Source organism: Streptomyces sp. NPDC005576 (assembly GCF_042871745.1).
In the GTDB taxonomy this organism is placed as follows: domain Bacteria; phylum Actinomycetota; class Actinomycetes; order Streptomycetales; family Streptomycetaceae; genus Streptomyces.
On the sequence record NZ_JBIAJC010000032.1, the window covers coordinates 1 to 20343 of the forward strand.

The window sequence follows — 20343 nt, forward strand, 5'->3', positions numbered from 1 at the left end:
TCTTCGCTTTCGCGTTTCCCTTTCCGGCGAGTCCGACTCTATCAGATCCTTTCGGGCCTGATTCCCAGTCAGCGGGCTTGTCATCCGGGCCGTTGGGCCGTTCCGACGTTCAAACCCTAGCGGTTCTCCCCGGTGGCTCATAATCGAGCCTTCGAAATGAATTCCGGCATGCCGAAATTATCCCGAGTGGGGGTTCGTACAGAGTTTGTTTGCCGCGGTGCGCGGCGGGATCGGCTGCCCCGGAACCATCCGGCTCCGTGACAACTCGGAGAACTTTACGGATCACGGAGCGCGGTGTCAACCCGGGCTGGTGGTGCCTTCGGAGCTCGGAGCGGGAGTCGGCCGGGGACCTCTCAGGAGAGGTCGGTGAGTCGGCCGTCCGCGTCCGGCTGGGCCTCCTCCACCCGGCGCAGTAGCCGGAACAGCATTTCACTGAGGACTCCGCGTTCGTCGCCGGAGAGGTCCTGGAGGACGTCCTCCTCGAAGACGGTCGCCATGCGCATCGCCTCCAGCCATTTCGCGCGACCCTCGTCGGTCACCTCCACGATGACGCGCACCCGGTTGTTCTCGTCCCGGTCGCGGGTGACGAGCCCTTCTGCCGCCATGCGGTCGATGCGGTGCGTCATGGCCGCGGGGGTGAGCCCGAGGCGCTTCGCGAGCTCACCGGGGCCGAGGCGGTAGGGGCTGCCGACGAGGACGAGGGTCTTCAGGACCTCCCACTCGGCGTTGCTGATGCCCAGGGCCACGAGTTGTCTGCCGTATGCGACGTTCATCCGGCGGTTGAGCCGCCCCAGGGCCGATACGACCTGCTCCACCTGCGGGTCCAGGTCGCTGTACTCGCGCTGGTAGGCCGCGATCTGCTCGTCGAGGCTCGGTTCGTCGGGACCCAGCTCGGTGGTTTCGGACATGGCAGGCAGTATCACACGTAAGTCCTCGGCGTTCGAAGTCCTTCGAGGTTGATTGTTGAAGTTCTAACTTTAGTGTTAAAGTCTTCGGGTCTATGAAGTTCGGGGGCGCACTGTGCTGCCCCGTGATCGTTGGGGTAGGTGAGTGTGACCAGGGAGATGGGCGCAGCGCTGCGGCGGATTCAGCTGGGCAGCGCGCTGAGCGCGTTCGGCACCGGATTCACCGTTCCGTATCTGTATGTCTACGTGGCGCAGGTACGCGGTCTGGGCGCCGGTACGGCCGGAGTCGTGCTGGCGGTCTTCGCCATGGCAGCACTGGTCGTCCTGCCGTTCACGGGGCGGGTCATCGACCGGCGTGGTCCGCTGCCGGTGGTCATCGGCGCCTCGGTCGTGGCCTCGATCGGTGTGGCGTGGCTCGGCTTCGCGGGCGACGTGACGACGGCGGTGCTGTCGGCCGCCGTGCTCGGTGCGGGCACCGCGGTGATGCAGCCGGCGCTCGCCACCCTGCTCGTGCGCTCCTCCACCAGCACGACCCGTACGCGCGCCTTCGCCATGCAGTTCTTCCTGCAGAACCTGGGCATGGGCATCGGGGGTCTGGTCGGCGGACAGATCGTCGACACCGACCGGCCCGGAACGTTCACCCTGCTCTTCGTGGTCGAGGCGGTGATGTTCCTGGTGCTCGGCGCCGTCGTGAGCACCGTCCGGCTGCCCCACACGCGTGCCGTGCCGCGCTCCGTCGACGGGGTCCGCACCGCGGCGGCAGGCAAGGCCGGGCAGGGCGGACTGCGGGCGATGCTCTCGCACCGGGCCATGGTCCAGCTCTGCGTCCTGGGCTTCGTGGTGTTCTTCGCCTGCTACGGACAGTTCGAGTCCGGGCTCGTGGCCTACGGCACCGAGGCCGCCGGCATCGATCCGTCCACGCTGGGACTGGCGCTGGCCGCCAACACCGCCGCCATCGTCGTCGCGCAGTTCGTCGTGCTGCGGCTGGTGGAGCGGCGCAAGCGCAGCCGGGTGATCGCCGGCGTCGGCCTGATCTGGGCCCTCGCCTGGGTCGTGGCCGGTTACGCGGGCCTCGGGCACGGCAGCCAGACGATGGCGACGGCCGCCATGATCTCGACGTACGCCCTCTTCGGGCTCGGCGAGTCGATGCTGTCGCCGACTGTCGCGCCGCTCGTCGCCGACCTGGCGCCCGAGTCGATGGTCGGGCAGTACAACTCGGTGTTCGCCCTGTGCAAGCAGTTCGCGCTGGCACTCGGGCCCGCGGTCGGCGGTCCGATGGGGGCCTCGCTGCACGCCCCGTACATCGTGACGTTCGTCCTGGTGTCGCTGGGGATCACGGTGCTGGCGCTGCGGCTGGGCCGGCAGCTCACCCCCGTGCAGGACCAGCCTTCACTCGCCGCCGTGCCCTCACGGGTGGTCGCGGTGTCGGTGCCGGAGGCGGCACGCCCCGTCCCCGTGCCCGCGCCGACCGTCTGAGGACCGCGGGTCCGCGCCCCGTGTCAGCGGGGCAGAGCGAACTCGCACCACACCGCCTTGCCGCCGCCCGGAGTGCGGCGGCTGCCCCAGGACGTGGCGACTGCCGCGACGATCGCGATGCCGCGCCCCGACTCGTCCCCGGGCTCCGCCCTCCGGCGGCGCGGCAGATGGTCGTCCCCGTCCGTCACCTCGATGATCAGGCGTCGGTCGGTGCGCCGGAGTCCCAGGCGCGTGGGTGGGGTGCCGTGCTGGAGCGAGTTGGCGACCAGCTCGCTCGCGGCGAGCACCCCGCGGTCGCGCAGCTCGTCCGGGAAGCGCCAGGAGGTCAGCACCCCGGTGGCGAACGCGCGGGCCCGCGGCGCCGCCTCCACACCGCCGAGCAGGTCGAGCGAGGCGTTGTGGAACAGCTCCGCGTCCGCGCCCTTGCGCGCAGGGTGCTGGACCACCAGGACCGCCACGTCGTCGTCGTGCTCGGCGGTCACTCCGAGGGAGCGGATCAGGCGGTCGCAGACGACCTGCGGCGAGCCCTTCGCACCGGACAGCGCCCGGCCGAGCGCGGCCACGCCCTCGTCGATGTCCTCGCTGCGGCGCTCCACCAGGCCGTCCGTGTAGAGGACGGCGGTCGACCCGGGCGGCAGCGCGATCGTGCCGGAGGTATGAATCCAGCCGCCGGTACCGAGCGGCGGACCGGTCGGGTCCGCGGCGACGCGCACCGCTCCGTCCTCGTCGCACACCAGGATCGGCAGGTGTCCGGCCGAGGCGAAGACGAGGTGACCCTCGTTCGGGTCGTGAACCGCGTAGACGCAGGTGGCGATCTGGGTGGCGTCGATCTCGGCGGCCAGGCCGTCGAGCAGCTGGAGCACCTCGTGCGGGGGCAGGTCGAGGCGGGCGTACGCGCGCACCGCGGTGCGCAGCTGGCCCATGACGGCGGCGGCACGGACCCCGCGGCCCATCACGTCGCCGATGACGAGGGCGGTGCGGCCGGCGCCCAGGGTGATGACGTCGTACCAGTCGCCGCCGACCGCCGCGTCCGTGCCACCGGGCTGGTAGGTGGCGGCGATCCGCAGGTCGTCCGGCTGTTCCAGCTCCTGCGGGAGCAGCGAGCGCTGGAGGGTGACGGCCATCTCGCGGTGGCGGCGTTCGCTGGTGCGGAGCCGTTCGGCCGCCTCGGCGTGGTCGGTGACGTCGGCGGCGTGCACCAGCACACCGCCCTCGCTCCGGGTCCCGCCGTCGGTGCCGGTGTCCCACGGGGCGACGGGAGTGCAGGTCACGGTGTACGAGCCGCCACCGAGGGTCCGGCGCGACTTGACCGTACGCGGGGTGCCGCTGCGCAGGACCTGGTCCATCAGGGGCAGCACGCTCAGTTCGGCCAGTTCCGGCATGGCCTCGGCGGCGGGCGCTCCGCACGCGCGGGGACCGAAGGCCGTCTCGTAGGCGGCGTTGACGTACGCGACCCGGTGGTCGGGGCCGTGGAACAGCGCCACGGGCGCGGGGAGTCGGGCGAGGATCTCGTGGGCGGGCAGGTCGTCGAGGACCGGAACCGTGCCGGACGCGCCGTCGGACACAGGCGGGGCGGCGGCCGGTTCGTCGGGTGTCCGCCGGCCGGTGGCGTCCGGCGGCGCGGCGGGGGACTCCGTGTGTGCGTACTCGGCACGGGCAGCGGGGACGGAACCGCGGTCGTCCCGGGCGGCGGCGCGACGCTGCGTTCCGGGAAGACGGGCGCTCCAGCGCGTGAAGTTCACGTTTTTCTGCCTCGTGTGTCGGTCTGGTCCGCTCGGGCTGGCTGCTTCTGTGCATCTGCTGCGTCGTGGCTCCGCGTCCGCCCCTTCGTCCGCTCGCCGTGCGGTGCTCCGTCCGCGTCCGCCGCGCCGGCTTCCGCGTCCTTCGCCGGGGCGGGGGAGGGGCGCGGCCCGGTAATCGCGGCAGGCCTTGTCGTGCTGTCGGTGCGACGTCGCTGTCCGCCGGTGACCGGGCCGACGGCAGCCGGGTCACCTCGGCGGTCACCTCGGATCGCGGTCGACCGGGTCACTCTGTGCAGATGCGGACGTACCTATGGTCACACGTCCATTGTGACGGAGCGTACTGACAGTCGTCATTCGGCCGTCGGTACGGAACCCGGGCGCGTCCGTATGTCTGGAGGTTCCGGAGGTTTTGGACACGGCGGCGCAGGTGCCCGCCCCGGGACTTCGGGGGCGGAGCGGGACGGCGGGGTCGGGCTCGTACGGCGGCGGCAGGGCGTCGGTACGACATCGGTACGACAGGATCTCGTGTCTCCCCGGAAGCGTGACGCGGACGGCGGACGGCAGCGGACGGCCCCGAACGGCGGACGGGGCGGTCAGCCCGGCGGCTCCTTCGGCTCGGGGGACTCGTCGCGGGTACCGGGAGGCCGGCGGGGAGGCGGGGTTCGATGGGGGCCGGTGCCCCCGGCCGCCAGCTCGAACTCGGCGCGGGGGTGCTCCAGCGAGCCCAAGGAGACGATCTCGCGGGTGAAGAGCCCGGCCAGGATCCATTCGGCGAGGACGCGCGCCTTCCGGTTGAACGTCGGCACGCGGCTGAGGTGGTAGGCCCGGTGCGTGAGCCAGGCGGGATAGCCCTTCAGCCTCCGTCCGAAGACGTGGGCGACTCCCTTGTGCAGACCGAGGGAGGCCACCGAACCGGCGTACGCGTGCCGGTACTCGGTGAGCGGACGCCCTTCGAGAGCGGCGACGACGTTGCCCGCCAGGACCTTCGCCTGGCGGACGGCGTGCTGGGCATTGGGCGCGGTCGCGGTGCCCGGTTCCGGGGCCGTCAGATCGGGCACGGCTGCCGCGTCGCCCGCCGCCCAGGCGTGCCGGGTGCCGGAGATCCGGAGGTCGGCGGTGCAGCGCAGCCTGCCCCGCCCGGTCACCGGGAATCCGGTGTGGGCGATGAGCGGCGCGGGCCTCACCCCGGCCGTCCAGACGAGCGTGCGGGTCGGGAAACGGGAACCGTCGCTCAGTACGGCGACGCGGTCCTCGCAGGAGTCCAGCCGGGTGTCGAGGCGTACGTCGACATTGCGTCCGCGCAACTCCCGCACGGCGTACGTACCCATGCCCTCACCGACCTCAGGGAGGATGCGCCCGGTCGCCTCGACGAGGACCCATCTCAGGTCGTCGGCCCGGATGTTGTGGTAGAACCGCGCGGCGTAGCGGGCCATGTCCTCCAGTTCGGCGAGTGCTTCCACGCCTGCGTACCCGCCGCCGACGAAGACGAAGGTGAGAGCCGCGTCGCGGAGGGCGGGGTCGCGGGTGGCCGAGGCGATGTCCATCTGCTCGATGACGTGGTTGCGCAGCTTGATGGCCTCCTCCACCGTCCGGAATCCGATCCCGAACTCGGCGAGTCCCGGGACGGGGAGGGTCCGCGCGACGGACCCGGGAGCGAGGACCAATTCGTCGTACGGCATCTCCTCCGCCCCCTCGCCGGGCCCACCCGTGGCGAGGGTGCTCACCGTGGCGGTCCGGCTCACGTGGTCGATGCGGTGGACCTCGCCGACGACGACACGGCACAGGCCGAGGACCCGGCGGAGCGGAACGACGACGTGCCGGGGCGAGATCGAGCCGGCCGCCGCTTCGGGGAGGAACGGCTGGTACGTCATGTAGGGGTCGGGCGTGACGACCAGGATCTCGACCTCGCCGCTCTTCAGCCCGCTCTTCAGCTTCCTCTGGAGGCGCAGCGCCGTGTACATCCCGACGTAGCCTCCGCCGACGACGAGAATGCGCACACTCGGCCTGCTGCCGGGGGCCGTTCCCCGGGATTCTGGAGCCATCACCACCCCATGACGCAACGGAGTCGCGAGTTTGTCCACAGGCCCTGCAAATTGTGTGACCGGGAAGCTCCGGCGTGCGGGATCACTACCCGTCAGGAATGTCGGGGTAGCCCCGCAGGTCAGACGGGGAGGAAGGGGGCGCGCGCATGGGCGGAAACAGGAATCAACGGGTCCTTGCTCCGATCGAGGGGCGCTCCGTGCGGAACTGCCCCTTCTGAATTGCCCCCCGCTCAACTATGTTCGTAGCCGATCGGGGTGGGGGATGGGGCAGTTCGCCACTCCCTCTCCGGTTCACATGGTGGGGAAGTCTCCGGGGGGAGACGTCATAACCGGGGGAAGTCATGCACATTCAGGATTCGCACGGGCAGATTGCCGTCCCGTCCTCCACCGAGGCCGTCGCGCGGCTGAACGCGCCGGGAGCGCTCGCCGTGGTCGAGGCGTCGCGCCCGATCGGTGGAGCGGGCACGGGCTCGGGCAGGACAGCGGGGATCATCACGTCGAACGGTTCGGCCGTCATGCCGACCGCGGGATCGGTGGTCGCTCCGGCGGTCGGCTCCGCCACGGGGGCGCCCGCTCGTTCGGCACCGCTGCGCGTGGACGCGCAGCGGAATCTGGAGCACGTTCTGCGCGCGGCGCGGGAGGTATTCGGTGAGCTGGGGTACGGCGCTCCGATGGAGGACGTGGCCCGGCGGGCACGCGTCGGTGTGGGGACCGTCTACCGCCGGTTCCCCAGCAAGGACGTACTGGTGCGTCGAATAGCCGAGGCCGAGACGGCTCGGCTGACGGAGCAGGCGCGCGCCGCGCTCGGCCAGGAGGACGAGGCGTGGTCCGCGCTCTCCCGCTTCCTCCGCACGTCGGTGGCGTCCGGTGCGGGCAGGCTGCTGCCGCCGCAGGTGCTGCGCGTCGAGGCTTCCTCGAAGGGGGACCCGACGCGCGAAGAGGCCCTCCGCACCGCCGGCGACGGCGTGGACGCCACACGAGTCCCGCAGCAGCGGCAGAGCGCGGCCCCGACGGACCTCCGCCAGGCCCCGCAGCCGGCGGACGCACTCGAGGGCGAGGAGGGCTCGGGCACGCGCGAGTTGCTCGAGGTGGTGGGGCGACTCGTCGAGCGCGCCAGGGAATCCGGCGAGCTGCGCGCCGATGTGACGGTGGCCGACGTGCTGTTGGTGATCGCCACCTCCGCGCCTTCGCTCCCGGACTCGGCCCAGCAGACCGCCGCGTCGGCACGGCTGCTGGACATCCTGCTGGAGGGACTGCGTTCGCGCCCCGCCGCGTGAGGGGCGTGGTGGCGTGAGCTCATGGTGGCGTGAGGGGCGTGGTGGCGTGAGCTCATGAAGGCGCGGGCGAGCGGTGGGGCGGCCGCGTTGCCGGCAGTCGGTAGTCGGTAGTCGGTAGTCACACGGTCGTTCGGTCGACGTCGGCTGCCGTCGACCGACATCCGGTCGGCTGACGGCAGTCGACCGGAAGAGTCCCCGTTCGGATGACCTCTCGCGCTCTCATTCGATCAGGCACCCCGGACGAGTGGAACGTGGTGCTGAACCGGCTCGCAGCGCACGGGCCTTGTGGCAGTGTGGCCCGGAATCGGGTTCACGGCAGGTACGGGGGCTCCGCGATGAGCGGTGACGGCACACGGGAAGAGCCGCTCGACGGCGTCTCGACCGGGGGCGCCTCCGGGAACGGGAAGAGGACGGTCCCCCGCCGCCGTGCACAGGTGCCTCCGCAGAGTGGCGCGGACAGCCTCTCCGGCACCGCGGCGCCCGGGACCGACTCGCCTGACGGTGGACACGGACCGGAAGCCTCCGGAGCACGAGCGGCAGGGGCGGCGCAAGGCATCCCGGGCCCCCGGGAACCCGGTCCGGAGGCTCCGGCGGTCGGTGGCGGGGGCACGGTGCTGCCGGGACCCTGGTCCGTGCCCCCGCAGCGCACGGGACGGGCGGCCACGACCGGCCTCACCGTGTCGGACGCCGAGTTGATCAAGGGCATGCGGTCCGGTGACGATCGTGCGTACGAAGAGCTGTTCAGGCGTCACTCCGGAGCCGTCCGACGCTATGCGCGCTCCTGCTGCCGGGACGCACACACCGCGGAGGACCTGACGGCCGAGGTGTTCACCCGGACCCTTCAGGCGGTACGCGGCGGAAAAGGGCCCGAAGAGGCCGTCCGCGCCTATCTGATGACCGCGGTCCGGCATGTTGCCGCCGCCTGGACGAAGAGCGCGAAGCGCGAGCATCTGGTCGACGACTTCGCGGCGTTCGCCGCCGGGGCGACACGTACCTCCGAGCTGTCCGACGACGACACCCTCGACCTCGGCGCGGACGTCCGCGCGATGCACGAGGCCGAACAGTCCATGGCCCTGCAGGCGTTCCGCAGTCTGCCGGAACGCTGGCAGGCCGTGCTCTGGCACACCACCGTGGAGGAGGAGTCGCCGAGCGAGATCGCCCCGCTCTTCGGGCTGTCCGCCAACGCCACGGCGGTGCTCGCGGGAAGAGCGCGCGAGGGTCTGAAGCAGGCATACCTCCAGGCACACGTCAGCCAGGCCCTCGTGGCGGGTGGTGACTGCGCGCGGTACGCCGACCGGCTCGGTGCGTACGCCCGGGGCGGGTTGCGGATGCGGGCGGAGCGCGGACTCCGCAATCACCTGGACGAATGCGCCAAGTGCCGTGTGGCGGCTGGGGAGTTGCAGCAGGTCAACGCGGGCATTCCCGCGCTGCTGCCGATCGCGGTCATCGGCTGGTTCGCCGCCACGTACTCGCTCAAGGCGGCGGGAGTCGTCGCGGGCGGCACGCTGGGTGTGGCCGGGGCCGGGGCGGCAGCCGCCGCGACCGGAAGCAGCGCCGGCTCAGCCACCGGCACGGCCACGGGTGCGGCTTCTGCGGGCGGCACCGCGGCGGGCGGGTCCGGCGGTGGGTCGGCGGCCGGCGGCGGCGCCGCGGAGGGAGTGGGCGCCCCCGTCAAGGTGGGGATCGCGGCTGCGGTGGCGGTGGCCGCAGCTGCCGGACTCGTATGGGCGCTGGCCGGCGACGACCGGCCACCGGTGGCCAGGCCCCCGGTGGCGGCGGCCGTGATCCCGTCCGCCGCGCCCGCGCCCGAACCGCCGGCTCCGCCGCCCCCCGTACCGTCGCCGCCCCTCCCGCCGGAACCGTCCCCGCCCGCCGCACCGCGGGCGTCGCCCTCCCCGCCCGTACCGAAGCCGTCCGCGTCGAAACCGGCAGCGTCGAAACCGTCCGTGCCGGAGCCCACCGCCCCGGCCGCACCCGCGCCCCCCGCTCCGCCCGCGCCCTCGGCCCCGCCCGCCGGGACGTCTCCCGCGCCGGCACCCACACCCCCGCCTGCCGAAGAGCCCGCGCCGACGCCTCCCGCCTCCTCGATCTACCGGTTCAGTGAACTGCGCTACGACCTCCTGGACGACGGGTCCGGGCCCACGGTGCAGCTCGCCGGGAGCAGCCCGATCTGGCAGCGCCGACGCCTGTCGATCGCTTCCACCTCGTACGCGCACGGCGTGACGGTGAGCGGCCGTTCGTCGGTGGCCGTCAGGCTGGGCGGGCGCTGCGCGCGTTACGAGGCGATGGCCGGCATCGATGATCTGGCCCTGGGTCTGGGCGCGGTGCGATTCTCCGTGGTCGGCGGCAGCGGCGGAGTGCTGTGGACCTCGGGGATCGTGCGGGCGGGCTCCCCCGCCGTACCGGTGAGCGTTCCGCTGGAGGGGCAGACGACGGTGCGCCTCGTCGTCGAGCCTGCGGGGGCGTTCGGTGGGGCGACGACGGCCGACTGGGCCGATTCCCGGTTCACCTGCGTGTAGGGGCAAGCCCGTGCGGCCGCCGCGCCCTCAGCCGGCCGCACGTGAGTCCCGCGCGCCCCCACCACACTCAGCGCGTCCCCACACTCAGCGCGCCCCCACCACACTCAGCGCGTCCCCGCACTCAGAGCGTCCCCGCACTCAGCGCATCCCCACCACCCTCGGCGCGTCCCCCGCGCGCTCTGCCGCTACGCCTGGAGCGAGCGGCGGGCGACAGGGAGGACGCCCCCGGCGACGGCTCGGCTGCGCGGCGCCGCCGTGCCGGTCCAGCAGGTGCCCCGGCGGCCCATCAGGCGGCGGAGCCAGAGCTCCGTGGAGGCGAGGTCCGCGAGCCCGTCGAGCGGCAGCGGTTCCCCGTCCGCGGCCGCGCGCAGCGCCTTGCGGACCACGCGGGCCTCGATCAGGCCGGCGTCGGCGAGCAGCGGCGCGTCGAACAGATCCAGCAACTCGGGGAGCGCCAGGCGGAGTCCGGTGCGGTTCGCCTCCGTCGACCGGGCCAGCGAGGGGGCACCCCAACCGACGGGCAGTTCATGGATGCCGGCACCCGACAGGACCCGGCGCAGAATCGCGGCGCGCGCCCCCGGCTGTACCCGGAGCGACTCCGGCAGGGCTCGGGCCGCGCGTACGACCTGGTTGTCGAGGAAGGGCGCGTGCAGCCGTTGGCTGCGGATGTCGGCGGCCTGCTCCAGGATGCGGTGTCCGGCGGCGGTCCGGGCGAGGGCCGCACCCGCCCGGGCCTGGCCCGGTCGCTGCGCCGTGGTGGGGCGGAGTGCCGCCTCCTGGAGCCGGACAGCCACCTGGGCGAGTGCCTCCCCGGTGAGCCAGCGCGCGGCGGGGCCCGGCCTGGACCAGGTGAGGGCGGCCAGTGAGGCGTCGGCGGGGGTGCTGTCGCGTGCCGGGCCGTCGGGGCGGTCGGGCCCGGCGGGGTACCGGTTGGCTTCGGGCAGCAGTCCGGCGGCCGTCTCCAGGCCGGTGCGGTAGGAGGTGCGGGCCAGTCGCCGGGCGGCGCGGTAGACCGCGAGCGGTACGAACATCGAGTGTGCGGTGGCGCCTTCGGCGCGGGTGAGCGCCGCGACGGGTTTCACCAGATCCCGTCGGCGGCGGTCCATGAGGAGGTCGGCCAGGCGGGCCGGGTGGGCGTCGAGCACCTGCCGGGCGCCGTACCCGACCAGGTGGTCGGCGCTGCCGGCGGCGAGGCGGCGGCGGTGGCGTTCGGCGACGATCAGGGAGGGCGCCGGCTCGTCGGTGATCACCCCGTTCTCCACCGAAAGGTCCGCGTAGGGGAGGGCCTCCTCGCCCGCGGGGACCACCACGTGGTGCAGGCGCGGGTTGGCGGCGATGGTGCGGGCGCGGGCGAGTTCGTCCTCGTCGCCGCGGGTGGTGAGGTCGTTGAAGGTGACGGCGAGGAGCCGCTCCCCCGCGCCGGTGCCGTGGCCGAGGACCGTACCGGGGAGACCGGGCAGACCGGCGGCGAGCAGGGCCAGGGTCGCGGAGGCGCTGCCGCCGGAGAGGTCGGCCCCGATGCCGGGGACGGGCCCCCGGCCACGGGCCGCACGACGGTCGGCGGGCCCCATTCCCGGGACCGGCCCGGGGTCCTGCGGCCCCGCTTCCGGGGCGTGGCGCGGCGCGGTGAGCCGGGCGCGTACGGCTTCGACGAGGGCGTCCCGTACGCCCTCCACCGCGTGCACCGGGTCGGCCTGCGGGGCGGCCACGGCGAGGGAGGCGACGGGTTCGTAGCCGGTGATCTCGCGGGAACCTTCGCGGAGGATGAGCGCGTGACCGGGCGGGATGCGCTTCACGCCCTCGTACGGCGTCCCGTCGCCCAGGGCTTCCGGGGTGTCGGGGCAGGCCAGCAGGGCAGCCAGGTGGCCGATGTCGAGCTGGGCCTCGATCAGGTCGGCGAGCGGCAGTGCGGCGGTGGCGTACGCGGTACCGCCTGCCCAGGGGGTGTGGAAGACGGGGCGGGCTCCGGCGAGGTCACCGGCGACGGTGACGCGCCGTCCTATCTGCACCACGACCGTGTAGCTGCCCGGCCAGGCCGTGAGATGGCGCAGGGCGCCGCCGCGCGCCGAGAGGAGTCCGACGCGGAGTTGTTCGTCGGTCGCCCCGCAGCAGCCGAGGACCGCGAGCCGGGTGGTGGGCGCGCCGACCGTGGTCGCGGCGTCGATGAGCCGGATCTCGTCGGGGCGCCAGTCACCGACCGCCCACAGCGGATCGGGGTCGCCCCACAGGAGTTGGGAACCCACCGGATGGACCGCACGCCCCTCGCCGCCCGCGCCGACCGCACCCACCGTGCCGAAGCTCGCGGCGATACTGCTCCACCCCACCAACCAACGCATCGCCGCCTCCACAGGCCGTGGACTGGCGGCGCACATGGTCCGTCGGAGCGCCGCTGCGGGACATGCTGCCACGACTGCGGCGGCCGGGAGGGGGTACGCGCGGCGCACGCCGGAAGAGCATGCGCCCCTGGCATGAGCCGGACGGCCGGTCCGGAGGAGCCCCACTCAACGGAACTGCGCCTTCCGCTTGTTGGGCCGCCCCGCCCCCGCCACAACCGCCGAGGGCGCCTCGCGACCGCGCGCGCCCGGCGGAGCACCCGCGCCGCCACCGCCTCTCACCCCGGGGATCCCTTTCGCGCCCTCCGCGCCCCTCCACAGGCCCCCGGCCGCGCCACCGCAAGCCCCGTCGTTCCTCCGCGTGCCCGCGCACGCCTCCCCACACGGGCCAATCCGCGCCCCGGAGGCCCACGGCCGGAGCGCCGGGGCCGCCAGCCGCCACGACATCAGCAGCGCATCACACGCCCGTCGGACGCCCATCAGACCCCATCAGATGCCCACCCGGTCACGCCGCTCGACGCAGCACCCGACGTCCCATCAGATGTATTCCAGCCACCGGAGGAGCGCTCTCGCGGGGGTTTCCAACGAATCAGCAACCGTCGACATCCGGCCATTCTTCGACGGCGCGACAGCGGCACCCCGGCGGCGCCACCCCGCGGCCGCGCCCTTGGTCCGCCGCTCCGCGAGCCGGCTCCGTACGCGAGCCGGGCGCACGCCCCCCCGACGGTCCACGCATGTGTCACGCCCCGCCGACCGCCCCGCCGGGTCCCGTCAGGCGCTCGGCCCGGGAGATGGCGCGCACCTCCCGGGCCGGTCCGCCGCCCGCGGGGAATGGGGCGGCAGTGTCCCCCAGCCCGCCGAGTCCAGTGCGGCGGGCCGACCCACGCGTGCTCCATGGAAGCGCTTCGACGCCTGCCCCGACGAGAGCGCACGGCCGGGCGCACGGCCACACGGCCGGGGCACATCGGACACCTTTCGCCGCCCCCGCCGACCCCTGACCGACCCCTGACCGACCCCCGGGCGACCCCCGCACGATGTCCGGCACCGACCACAATCCCGCCATCCGACCCCATGCCCCTTAACGGTAGGGATGCGGAGAACTACGCTGGGTTTACCGATGGTCTCAGCACGGCGGCATATTCCTCGGGGCTCGGCCACCTGCGTGTGCGCCCGGCCACGAGCGTCCGCCGCGAGGAGAACACGGTACGAATGCCGCGCGCCGCCCCCGGTGACGCGGCGGCTGTCTGTGTGTCGAGGGGTGGCGCATGTCCAGGGAGCAACGCGGGCCGAACGAGAAGCTCGGCACGGTTCTCGCCCTCGCGGGAATCAGCAACGCCGGGCTCGCCCGGCGGGTCAACGACCTCGGAGCACAGCGCGGGCTGACACTTCGCTACGACAAGACCTCGGTGGCCCGTTGGGTCGCCAAGGGCATGGTGCCGCAGGGCGCTGCACCGCATCTCATCGCGGCGGCGATCGGGGCCAAGCTGGGCCGGCCAGTCCCGCTGCACGAGATCGGTCTCGCCGACGCCGACCCGGCGCCGGAGGTGGGCCTCGCCTTCCCGCGCGACGTGGCGGAGGCAGTGCGCTCCGCCACGGAGCTGTACCGCCTCGACCTCGCCGGTCGGCGCGGCGGCAACGGCATCTGGCAGTCGCTGGCGGGATCCTTCTCCGTCAGCGCCTACGCGACGCCCGCCTCACGCTGGCTGATAACCCCCGCCGACCCGTCGGTCGCCCGGGACTCCACGGCCGCGCGGACGGCGCTCCTCGCGGGCCCGGGAGCGGTACGCCCGGCGCAGGCGGGCCCGGCGCAGGGCGGCCTCGTCCTGCCGGTCGGCCACGGGACGGTCCCCGTGCAGCCGGGACCGGAGTCCGTGGCCGATGCCTCGCCGCTCAGGGTCGGCCACAGTGACGTCGCCAAACTGCGCGAGGCCGCCCAGGACGCGCGCCGCTGGGACTCCAAGTACGGCGGCGGGGACTGGCGTTCGTCGATGGTCCCGGAGTGCTTACGCGTCGACGCCGCGCCCCTCCTGCTCGGTTCGTACAGCGACGAGGTGGGCCGTGCGCTCTTCGGTGCCTCGGCCGAACTGACCCGGCTTGCCGGGTGGATGGCCTTCGACACCGGTCAGCAGGAGGCCGCCCAGCGCTACTACATCCAGGCCCTGCGGCTCGCCCGGGCCGCCGCCGACGTCCCGCTCGGCGGGTACGTCCTGGCCTCGATGTCGCTCCAGGCGACCTACCGGGGATTCGCCGACGAGGGGGTCGACCTCGCGCAGGCTGCGGTCGAACGCAACCGGGGCCTCGCGACGGCCCGGACGATGAGCTTCTTCCGGCTGGTGGAAGCGCGCGCCCACGCCAAGGCGGGGGACGCCCCGGCGGCCGGGGCCGCGCTCCGGGGCGCGGAGAGCTGGCTGGAGCGGTCGCGGCCGGGGGACGCCGATCCCCCGTGGCTCGGCTTCTACTCGTACGACCGGTTCGCCGCCGACGCCGCGGAGTGCTACCGCGACCTCAAGGCGCCCCGCCAGGTGCGCAGGTTCACCGAGCTAGCGCTGTCGAAACCCACCGAGGAGTTCGTCCGCTCGCACGGTCTGCGGCTGGTCGTCTCCGCCGTCGCCGAGCTGGAGTCGGGCAACCTCGACGCCGCGTGTGCGGCCGGCACCCGCGCGGTGGAGGTCGCGGGGCGGATCTCCTCCGCCCGGACCACCGAGTACGTCCGCGACCTGCTGCACCGCCTCGAACCGTACGGGGACGAGCCACGCGTCGCCGAGCTGCGCGAGCGGGCCCGACCGCTGCTGGTGGCACCCGCCTGACGGCCCCCCTGGCGCACCCGCCGAGGAACCTTCACGCCGTCCCACGGGCCCGCGCGCCCGAACACGCGCCACGTCCCCGCCCCGTCCGGGGTTTGATCCGGTTGTCAGCGGGTCAGTGCACTATCGGGGTGGGAGGTGGCGTGATGAGGACGCACGCGGAGTACGACTGCGACGTGCTGGTGATCGGCGGCGGGATCGTCGGTCTGTCGACGGCGTACGCGCTCACGCGCGCGGCGCCGGGTACGCGCGTCACGGTCCTTGAGGAGGCGCGGAACCCCGCCGACCACCTGGCGGGGCCGGGTGGCGGGCTGATCCACAGCGGTGTCCACCACCGCCGGAGTTCCCTCACGGCCCGGTTCGCCGCGCGCGGCGGCGGCGAGATGACCGATTTCTGCGCGCGCCACGGCATCGCCCACACCGTCGCCGGCAAGCTGATCGTGGCGACGGACCGTTCCGAACTCCCCCGGCTGCACGCCCTCGCGCAGCGCGGCCGGGAGCACGGGCTGCCGGTGCGCGAACTGGGTCCGGCGCAGATCGCGGAGTACGAGCCCCTGGTGCGCGGGCAGGCAGCGATCCGGGTCTCCACCACCGGGGTCTGCGACGCGACCGGGGTTCTCGCCGCGCTCGCACGCGAGGTCACCGCCGCCGGCTCGGTCGTACGGTGCGCGGCACGGGTGACCGCCGTGGACCGGCGTCCCTGGGGCGTTGCGGCCCGTACGGCGGACGGCACGGTGGTCCGTGCCCGGGTCCTGGTCAACACCGCGGGCCCGCAGAGCGACCGGGTGGCGCGGCTCGCGGGCGACGAGCCCGGGGTCCGCGTCGTACCCGTCCGGGACACCTACTACGAGCTGCGCAGGCCGGAGCTGGTCCGCGGGGTGGTCCACCCGGTGCCGGACACCGGGCACCCGTTCCTCGGGGCTCAGCTGATCCGGGGCCTCGTCCGGTCCTTCGACGGGACGGTCCACGTGGGCCCGGTCGGCGCGACGGCCCCCGGACGGGCCAGGCCGGTGGTCCACCCCGGCGGTCTGCTCTCCGCGCTGACCCGGCCCGCCTCCTGGCGGACCGGCCGCCGGCAGGAGGGGTACGTAGGGGACGGGGCGCGCCTGGTCCGGGCGGGTGCGGCCCTGCCGCCGGAGCGGACCGGGCCGCACGGACGGCTCGCGCCGGACGAGTGGGCCGGACGGGCCGGGGGCCCGGAGCGGGCGGGACGGGCCGGGTCGACCGGGGCGGTGGTCACGGCCGCCCTCCGGCGGTTGCTGCCCGACGTGACCGAGGACGACCTCCGCCCGGCGCACGCCGTGGTGCGGTCCCAGGCGGTGCACGGCGACGGCACCCCGGTCGAGGACTTCCTGATCCGTGAGGCCCCGCACACCGTGCACGTGCTCCACGTCCCGGCGGACGCCGCGCTCGCCACGGCGCTGCCGGTGGGGCGGGAGATCGCCCGGCGGGCGCTGGCCCTGGCACAGGGGGCGGGGTGGAGGCCGCCCGCCGTAGAATCGGGGCATTGTGTCTGAGCAGCCCCTGAACCCCAGCACGGAGCCCGGCGCGCACACCGGGACCGCCGAGGCCCCCGCCATGAACATCGCCGCGAGCAGCCCCGAGGAGGCCGACGGGCAGTCACCGGACCAGCCGGGTCCGACGGCCGCCCCTGACGCGGTGGACACGGTGGACGCCGACGCCGACGCCGCCGACGCCGCCGCCCGCCGGGCCGCCTCCTTCGACCGGCAGCGCCGGCTGCGGCAGGAGCCGCGCTTCCCGGGCGGTCCCGCCGCCGACCCGGCCGGTTCCCACCACGAGCGCCGCATCCGTAGTTTCCAGCCGCGCCGCAGCCGGGTCACGCTGGGCCAGCAGGAGGCGCTCGAACGCCTCTGGCCGCAGTGGGGCTTCGACATCGACGGCCTGCGCATCCTGGACCTCGGCCAGATGTTCGACGGTCTGCCGGTCGTGCTGGAGATCGGTTTCGGCATGGGTGAGGCGACCGCGCAGATGGCAGCGGACGACCCGGCCACGGGCATCCTCGCCGTCGACGTCCACACCCCCGGCCAGGGAAACCTCCTGCGCCTCGCCGAACAGGCCGGCTCGGCCAACGTGCGGGTCGCCAACGGCGACGCGATCATCCTGCTCCGCGAGATGCTGGAGCCGGAGTCGCTGGACGGCCTCCGGGTGTACTTCCCCGACCCCTGGCCCAAGAGTCGCCACCACAAGCGCCGTCTGATCCAGCCGGACTTCCTGGACCTCGTGTCGGGCCGCATGAAGCCGGGTGCGGTGATCCACTGCGCGACCGACTGGGAGCCGTACGCGGAGCAGATGCTGGAGGTGCTCACCGCGCACCCCCGCTTCGAGAACACCCGGGCGGACGGCGGCTACGCACCGCGTCCCGCCTTCCGGCCGCTGACCCGGTTCGAGGGGCAGGGCCTGGACAAGGGCCACGTCGTCCACGACCTGCTCTTCACCAGGATCTGACGACCGGTCCGTCGGGGGAGGCCCCGACGGACCGGCGCGGCCCCGGCGACGGGGTCACGGCGGGATCGCGCGGGAACCGCCTGGTCAGTTGTCGGTCCCCCTCGTTAGGGTCGGGACATGTCCGCCGGGTCCGAGCAGCACCGACATGACCAGCCCGCCGTCCCCGTGCTCGAGGAGCAACGGCTCGGCGAGATCCTGGGCGCCGTCCCGGAGCGCGCCCACTGGCGCTACCACCCGCGCCGGGTGGGGCTGGTGTGGCGCAGCAGGGCGTTCCGCGCGGGCGCGGTGATCGTCACGCTGGCCATCTGCGGACTGCTCATCCTGGCGCTCGTACGCGAGGAGACCGGCACCGAGGGGTTCCTCGTCGGCCTCGGGCTCGCGGTGCTGCCGGTGCCGCTGCTGATGGCCGCGTTCCGCTGGCTGGACCGGGTCGAACCGGCGCCCTGGCGGAATCTCCTCTTCGCCTTCGCCTGGGGTTCGTGCGCGGCGGCGCTGGTCGCGATCGTCGCGAACTCCTTCGCGACGTACTGGATCGCGAACCTCTCGGCGGACCCCGCCGGCGCCGACACCCTGGGGGCCACGGTCGTCGCGCCGATCGTCGAGGAGAGCGCCAAGGGCGCCGCCGTGCTGATGCTCTTCCTGTTCCGCAGACGGGAGTTCAACGGGATCGTCGACGGCATCGTGGCGGCGGGATTCACCGCGACCGGCTTCGCGTTCAGCGAGAACATCCTCTACCTCGGCAACGCCTTCGGCGAGGACCGACAGCTGGGGACGGTGGGGATCGTGTCACTGACGGTCGGCACCTTCTTCGTGCGGATCGTCCTGTCGCCCTTCGCGCACCCGGTCTTCACGGCGCTCACCGGCATCGGATTCGGCCTCGCCGCCGCGAGCCGTGCCGGGGGCCGCCGACGACGGGTGGGCCGGATCGCGCTCCCGCTGCTCGGGCTGTTGCTCGCGATGGGCATGCACGCCTTGTGGAACAGCTCGGCCACTTGGGGACCGTACGGCTTCTATCTGGTCTACGGCGCCGCCATGATGCCCGCGTTCGGGCTGCTGACCTGGCTGGCGATCTGGTCACGCGGACGGGAACTGCGGACGCTCGCGGCGGAGTTCCCGGCGTACGCGATGGCCGGCTGGCTCACCCCGGCCGAACCGCTCGCGCTCGCCTCGATGCGCGCCCGGGGCATGGCCCGGGACCTCGCGCGGCACTGGCACGGGACGTCGGACCGGTCCCGGGGCCGGGCGGCGGCCCGGGCCGTCGCGGAGTACGAGTCGTTCGCGACCTCGCTGGCCGCGCTGCGGCGGGACGCCCGGCGCGGCGTGGTGGGCGGCGACTTCGCGGCGCGCGAGCAGGAGCTGCTGCACCACCTCTGGGAGCGCAGAGACGTCGCGGCCCCCGCGCTGAGCCACGCGGCCCGCAGTGTGTTCCGCCCGGCAGTCCGCCGCCCGGTGCCCCGTCCGTACGGCCCCGGCGCCCACGCCGCACACGGTGCCCACGCCCGGGGGTACGCGCCCCCGTCGCCGTACCCGCCGCGGCAGCAGCCCTGGCCCGCGGCAACGGGCGCGCAGGGGGCCTCGCCCCCGACTCCGTACGGACAGGGCACGGTGCCCCCCGGGGGCGCCGGGCAGCAGGCCCTCCCAGCGGAACCCCAGCAGCCGCCCCCGCACCGCCGGTACGGCGGCCACAACCCCTATCTGCAACCCCCGCAATAAGGCCGTCGCTCAGGCGGAGGCTTCCGTCAGACGGTTCAGTTCCTCATCGGTCAGCGTGAGGTCGGCGACCGCGAGCAGTGCCGGGAGCTGTTCCGGCGTACGGGCCGAGGCGATCGGCGCCGCGACCGTGGTCCGGGAAGCGAGCCAGGCCAGGGCGACGGTGGCGATCTCGGCTCCCCGCGCCTCGGCGACGGCGTCGAGCGCGCCCAGCACCTTCCGCCCCCGCTCGGACTCCAGGTGCGCCCCGGCCTTCTCGGCGCGGGCGCTCTCCACCTGCGTACCGGGCCGGTACTTGCCGGTGAGGAAGCCCGAGGCCAGCGCGTAGTACGGGACCGCGCCCAGACCGGTCTCGGCGGCGAGGTCCTGCGCGGCGCCCTCGTAGGTGTCGCGGGAGACCAGGTTGTAGTGCGGCTGGAGGGCGACGTACCGGGCCAGCCCCTCGCGCTCGGAGAACGCGAGCGAGGCGCGCAGGCGCTCGGGGCTGATGTTGGAGGCGCCGATCTCGCGGACCTTGCCCTCCTTCACCAGGTGGTCGAGGGCGGTGACGATCTCCTCCACCGGGACGCTCTCGTCGTCGAAGTGCGTGTAGTAGAGGTCGATGTGGTCGGTGTCGAGCCGCCGCAGGGACTCCTCCACCGCGCCCTTGATCGTGTGGGGGGCGAGTCCCCGGTACTGGGGGTGGGCACCGACCTTGGTGGCGACGACGACGTCCGCGCGGTTGCCGCGGGCCTTGAGCCACTTGCCGATCAGCGTCTCCGACTCGCCGCCCTGGTTTCCGGGGGCCCAGGCCGAGTACGAGTCGGCGGTGTCGACGAAGTTGCCGCCGGCCGCGGCGTAGGCGTCCAGCACCGCGAAGGAGTGCGCCTCGTCGGCGGTCCAGCCGAAGACGTTGCCGCCGAGAGCGAGCGGGAAGACCTCGAGGCCGGACGTTCCGAGCTTGCGAAGGGAAGTAGCCATGAGGGTTTCAACGGAGCGGACGCCCGACCGTATTCCGGCTCCGGGCCTCGGAAGCGGCTTTTGTCGGCCGTTCCAACAGCGGCTCCGGCGCGCTTCCGGCAGGATCCTG

General features: G+C 73.8%; 12 protein-coding genes. 7 read left to right on the forward strand and 5 right to left on the reverse strand.

Annotated features, from left to right (window positions below):
* Positions 1-353: 353 nt before the first annotated feature.
* Entirely contained in the window at positions 354-908 is a 555-nt protein-coding gene (locus ACFYPN_RS32725) for a MarR family transcriptional regulator (RefSeq protein ID WP_358765489.1), read from the reverse strand.
* Between the two features lie 156 nt (positions 909-1064).
* On the opposite strand from ACFYPN_RS32725, the gene ACFYPN_RS32730 reads away from it, so the two are divergent.
* Positions 1065-2381, forward strand: a complete 1317-nt coding sequence (locus tag ACFYPN_RS32730; RefSeq protein ID WP_358765513.1) for an MFS transporter — start codon at positions 1065-1067, stop codon at positions 2379-2381.
* 23 nt (positions 2382-2404) lie between these two features.
* Here the strand turns inward: ACFYPN_RS32730 and ACFYPN_RS32735 are convergent, their stop codons facing one another.
* Together ACFYPN_RS32735 and ACFYPN_RS32740 are read right to left on the reverse strand one after the other, a co-directional pair.
* Positions 2405-4123: a SpoIIE family protein phosphatase gene (locus ACFYPN_RS32735; protein ID WP_389303425.1), complete on the reverse strand. Its 1719-nt coding sequence runs from the start codon at positions 4121-4123 to the stop codon at positions 2405-2407.
* A gap of 593 nt (positions 4124-4716) precedes the next feature.
* A complete protein-coding gene (locus ACFYPN_RS32740; protein ID WP_389303427.1) occupies positions 4717-6165 on the reverse strand; it encodes an NAD(P)/FAD-dependent oxidoreductase in 1449 nt (482 codons plus the stop codon).
* 341 nt (positions 6166-6506) lie between these two features.
* Between ACFYPN_RS32740 and ACFYPN_RS32745 the strand changes: the two genes are divergently transcribed.
* Both ACFYPN_RS32745 and ACFYPN_RS32750 read left to right on the forward strand, forming a co-directional pair.
* A complete protein-coding gene (locus ACFYPN_RS32745; RefSeq protein WP_389303430.1) occupies positions 6507-7442 on the forward strand; it encodes a TetR/AcrR family transcriptional regulator in 936 nt (311 codons plus the stop codon).
* Positions 7443-7777: 335 nt separating this feature from the next.
* The gene (locus ACFYPN_RS32750) at positions 7778-9961 is read left to right on the forward strand and encodes a sigma-70 family RNA polymerase sigma factor (RefSeq protein ID WP_389303433.1); all 2184 of its coding nucleotides are present in this window, start codon (positions 7778-7780) and stop codon (positions 9959-9961) included.
* Between the two features lie 185 nt (positions 9962-10146).
* On the opposite strand, the gene ACFYPN_RS32755 is transcribed toward ACFYPN_RS32750, so the two are convergent.
* The gene (locus ACFYPN_RS32755; RefSeq protein WP_358765497.1) at positions 10147-12297 is read right to left on the reverse strand and encodes an asparagine synthase-related protein; all 2151 of its coding nucleotides are present in this window, start codon (positions 12295-12297) and stop codon (positions 10147-10149) included.
* A gap of 1262 nt (positions 12298-13559) precedes the next feature.
* Between ACFYPN_RS32755 and ACFYPN_RS32760 the strand changes: the two genes are divergently transcribed.
* The 4 genes from ACFYPN_RS32760 to ACFYPN_RS32775 all read left to right on the forward strand — a co-directional run bounded on the left by ACFYPN_RS32760 (position 13560) and on the right by ACFYPN_RS32775 (position 19277).
* Entirely contained in the window at positions 13560-15101 is a 1542-nt protein-coding gene (locus tag ACFYPN_RS32760) for a sporulation protein (protein WP_389303436.1), read from the forward strand.
* 143 nt (positions 15102-15244) lie between these two features.
* Complete coding sequence (locus ACFYPN_RS32765) at positions 15245-16615, forward strand: FAD-dependent oxidoreductase (protein ID WP_389303439.1); 1371 nt, start codon at positions 15245-15247, stop codon at positions 16613-16615.
* Positions 16608-17564 (forward strand): tRNA (guanosine(46)-N7)-methyltransferase TrmB, encoded by a 957-nt coding sequence (trmB, locus tag ACFYPN_RS32770; RefSeq protein WP_389303442.1) that lies wholly within the window; start codon positions 16608-16610, stop codon positions 17562-17564. Before ACFYPN_RS32765 ends, trmB begins: the two co-directional genes overlap by 8 nt.
* A gap of 117 nt (positions 17565-17681) precedes the next feature.
* On the forward strand, positions 17682-19277 hold the full coding sequence (locus tag ACFYPN_RS32775) for a PrsW family glutamic-type intramembrane protease (RefSeq protein WP_389303445.1): 1596 nt from the start codon (positions 17682-17684) through the stop codon (positions 19275-19277).
* A gap of 9 nt (positions 19278-19286) precedes the next feature.
* Here ACFYPN_RS32775 and ACFYPN_RS32780 read toward each other — a convergent pair whose 3' ends face one another.
* Positions 19287-20234 carry an aldo/keto reductase gene (locus ACFYPN_RS32780; RefSeq protein ID WP_389303448.1) on the reverse strand — a complete coding sequence of 316 codons (948 nt, stop codon included), beginning with the start codon at positions 20232-20234 and terminating at the stop codon, positions 19287-19289.
* Positions 20235-20343: the final 109 nt, after the last annotated feature.

Coding starts and splice junctions, on each gene's coding strand:
- ACFYPN_RS32725 (WP_358765489.1), bottom strand. CDS start 908: ATGTCCGAAACCACCGAGCTGGGTCCCGACGAACCGAGCCTCGACGAG.
- ACFYPN_RS32730 (WP_358765513.1), top strand. CDS start 1,065: ATGGGCGCAGCGCTGCGGCGGATTCAGCTGGGCAGCGCGCTGAGCGCG.
- ACFYPN_RS32740 (WP_389303427.1), bottom strand. CDS start 6,165: ATGGCTCCAGAATCCCGGGGAACGGCCCCCGGCAGCAGGCCGAGTGTG.
- ACFYPN_RS32745 (WP_389303430.1), top strand. CDS start 6,507: ATGCACATTCAGGATTCGCACGGGCAGATTGCCGTCCCGTCCTCCACC.
- ACFYPN_RS32750 (WP_389303433.1), top strand. CDS start 7,778: ATGAGCGGTGACGGCACACGGGAAGAGCCGCTCGACGGCGTCTCGACC.
- ACFYPN_RS32755 (WP_358765497.1), bottom strand. CDS start 12,297: ATGCGTTGGTTGGTGGGGTGGAGCAGTATCGCCGCGAGCTTCGGCACG.
- ACFYPN_RS32760 (WP_389303436.1), top strand. CDS start 13,560: ATGTCCAGGGAGCAACGCGGGCCGAACGAGAAGCTCGGCACGGTTCTC.
- ACFYPN_RS32765 (WP_389303439.1), top strand. CDS start 15,245: ATGAGGACGCACGCGGAGTACGACTGCGACGTGCTGGTGATCGGCGGC.
- ACFYPN_RS32775 (WP_389303445.1), top strand. CDS start 17,682: ATGTCCGCCGGGTCCGAGCAGCACCGACATGACCAGCCCGCCGTCCCC.
- ACFYPN_RS32780 (WP_389303448.1), bottom strand. CDS start 20,234: ATGGCTACTTCCCTTCGCAAGCTCGGAACGTCCGGCCTCGAGGTCTTC.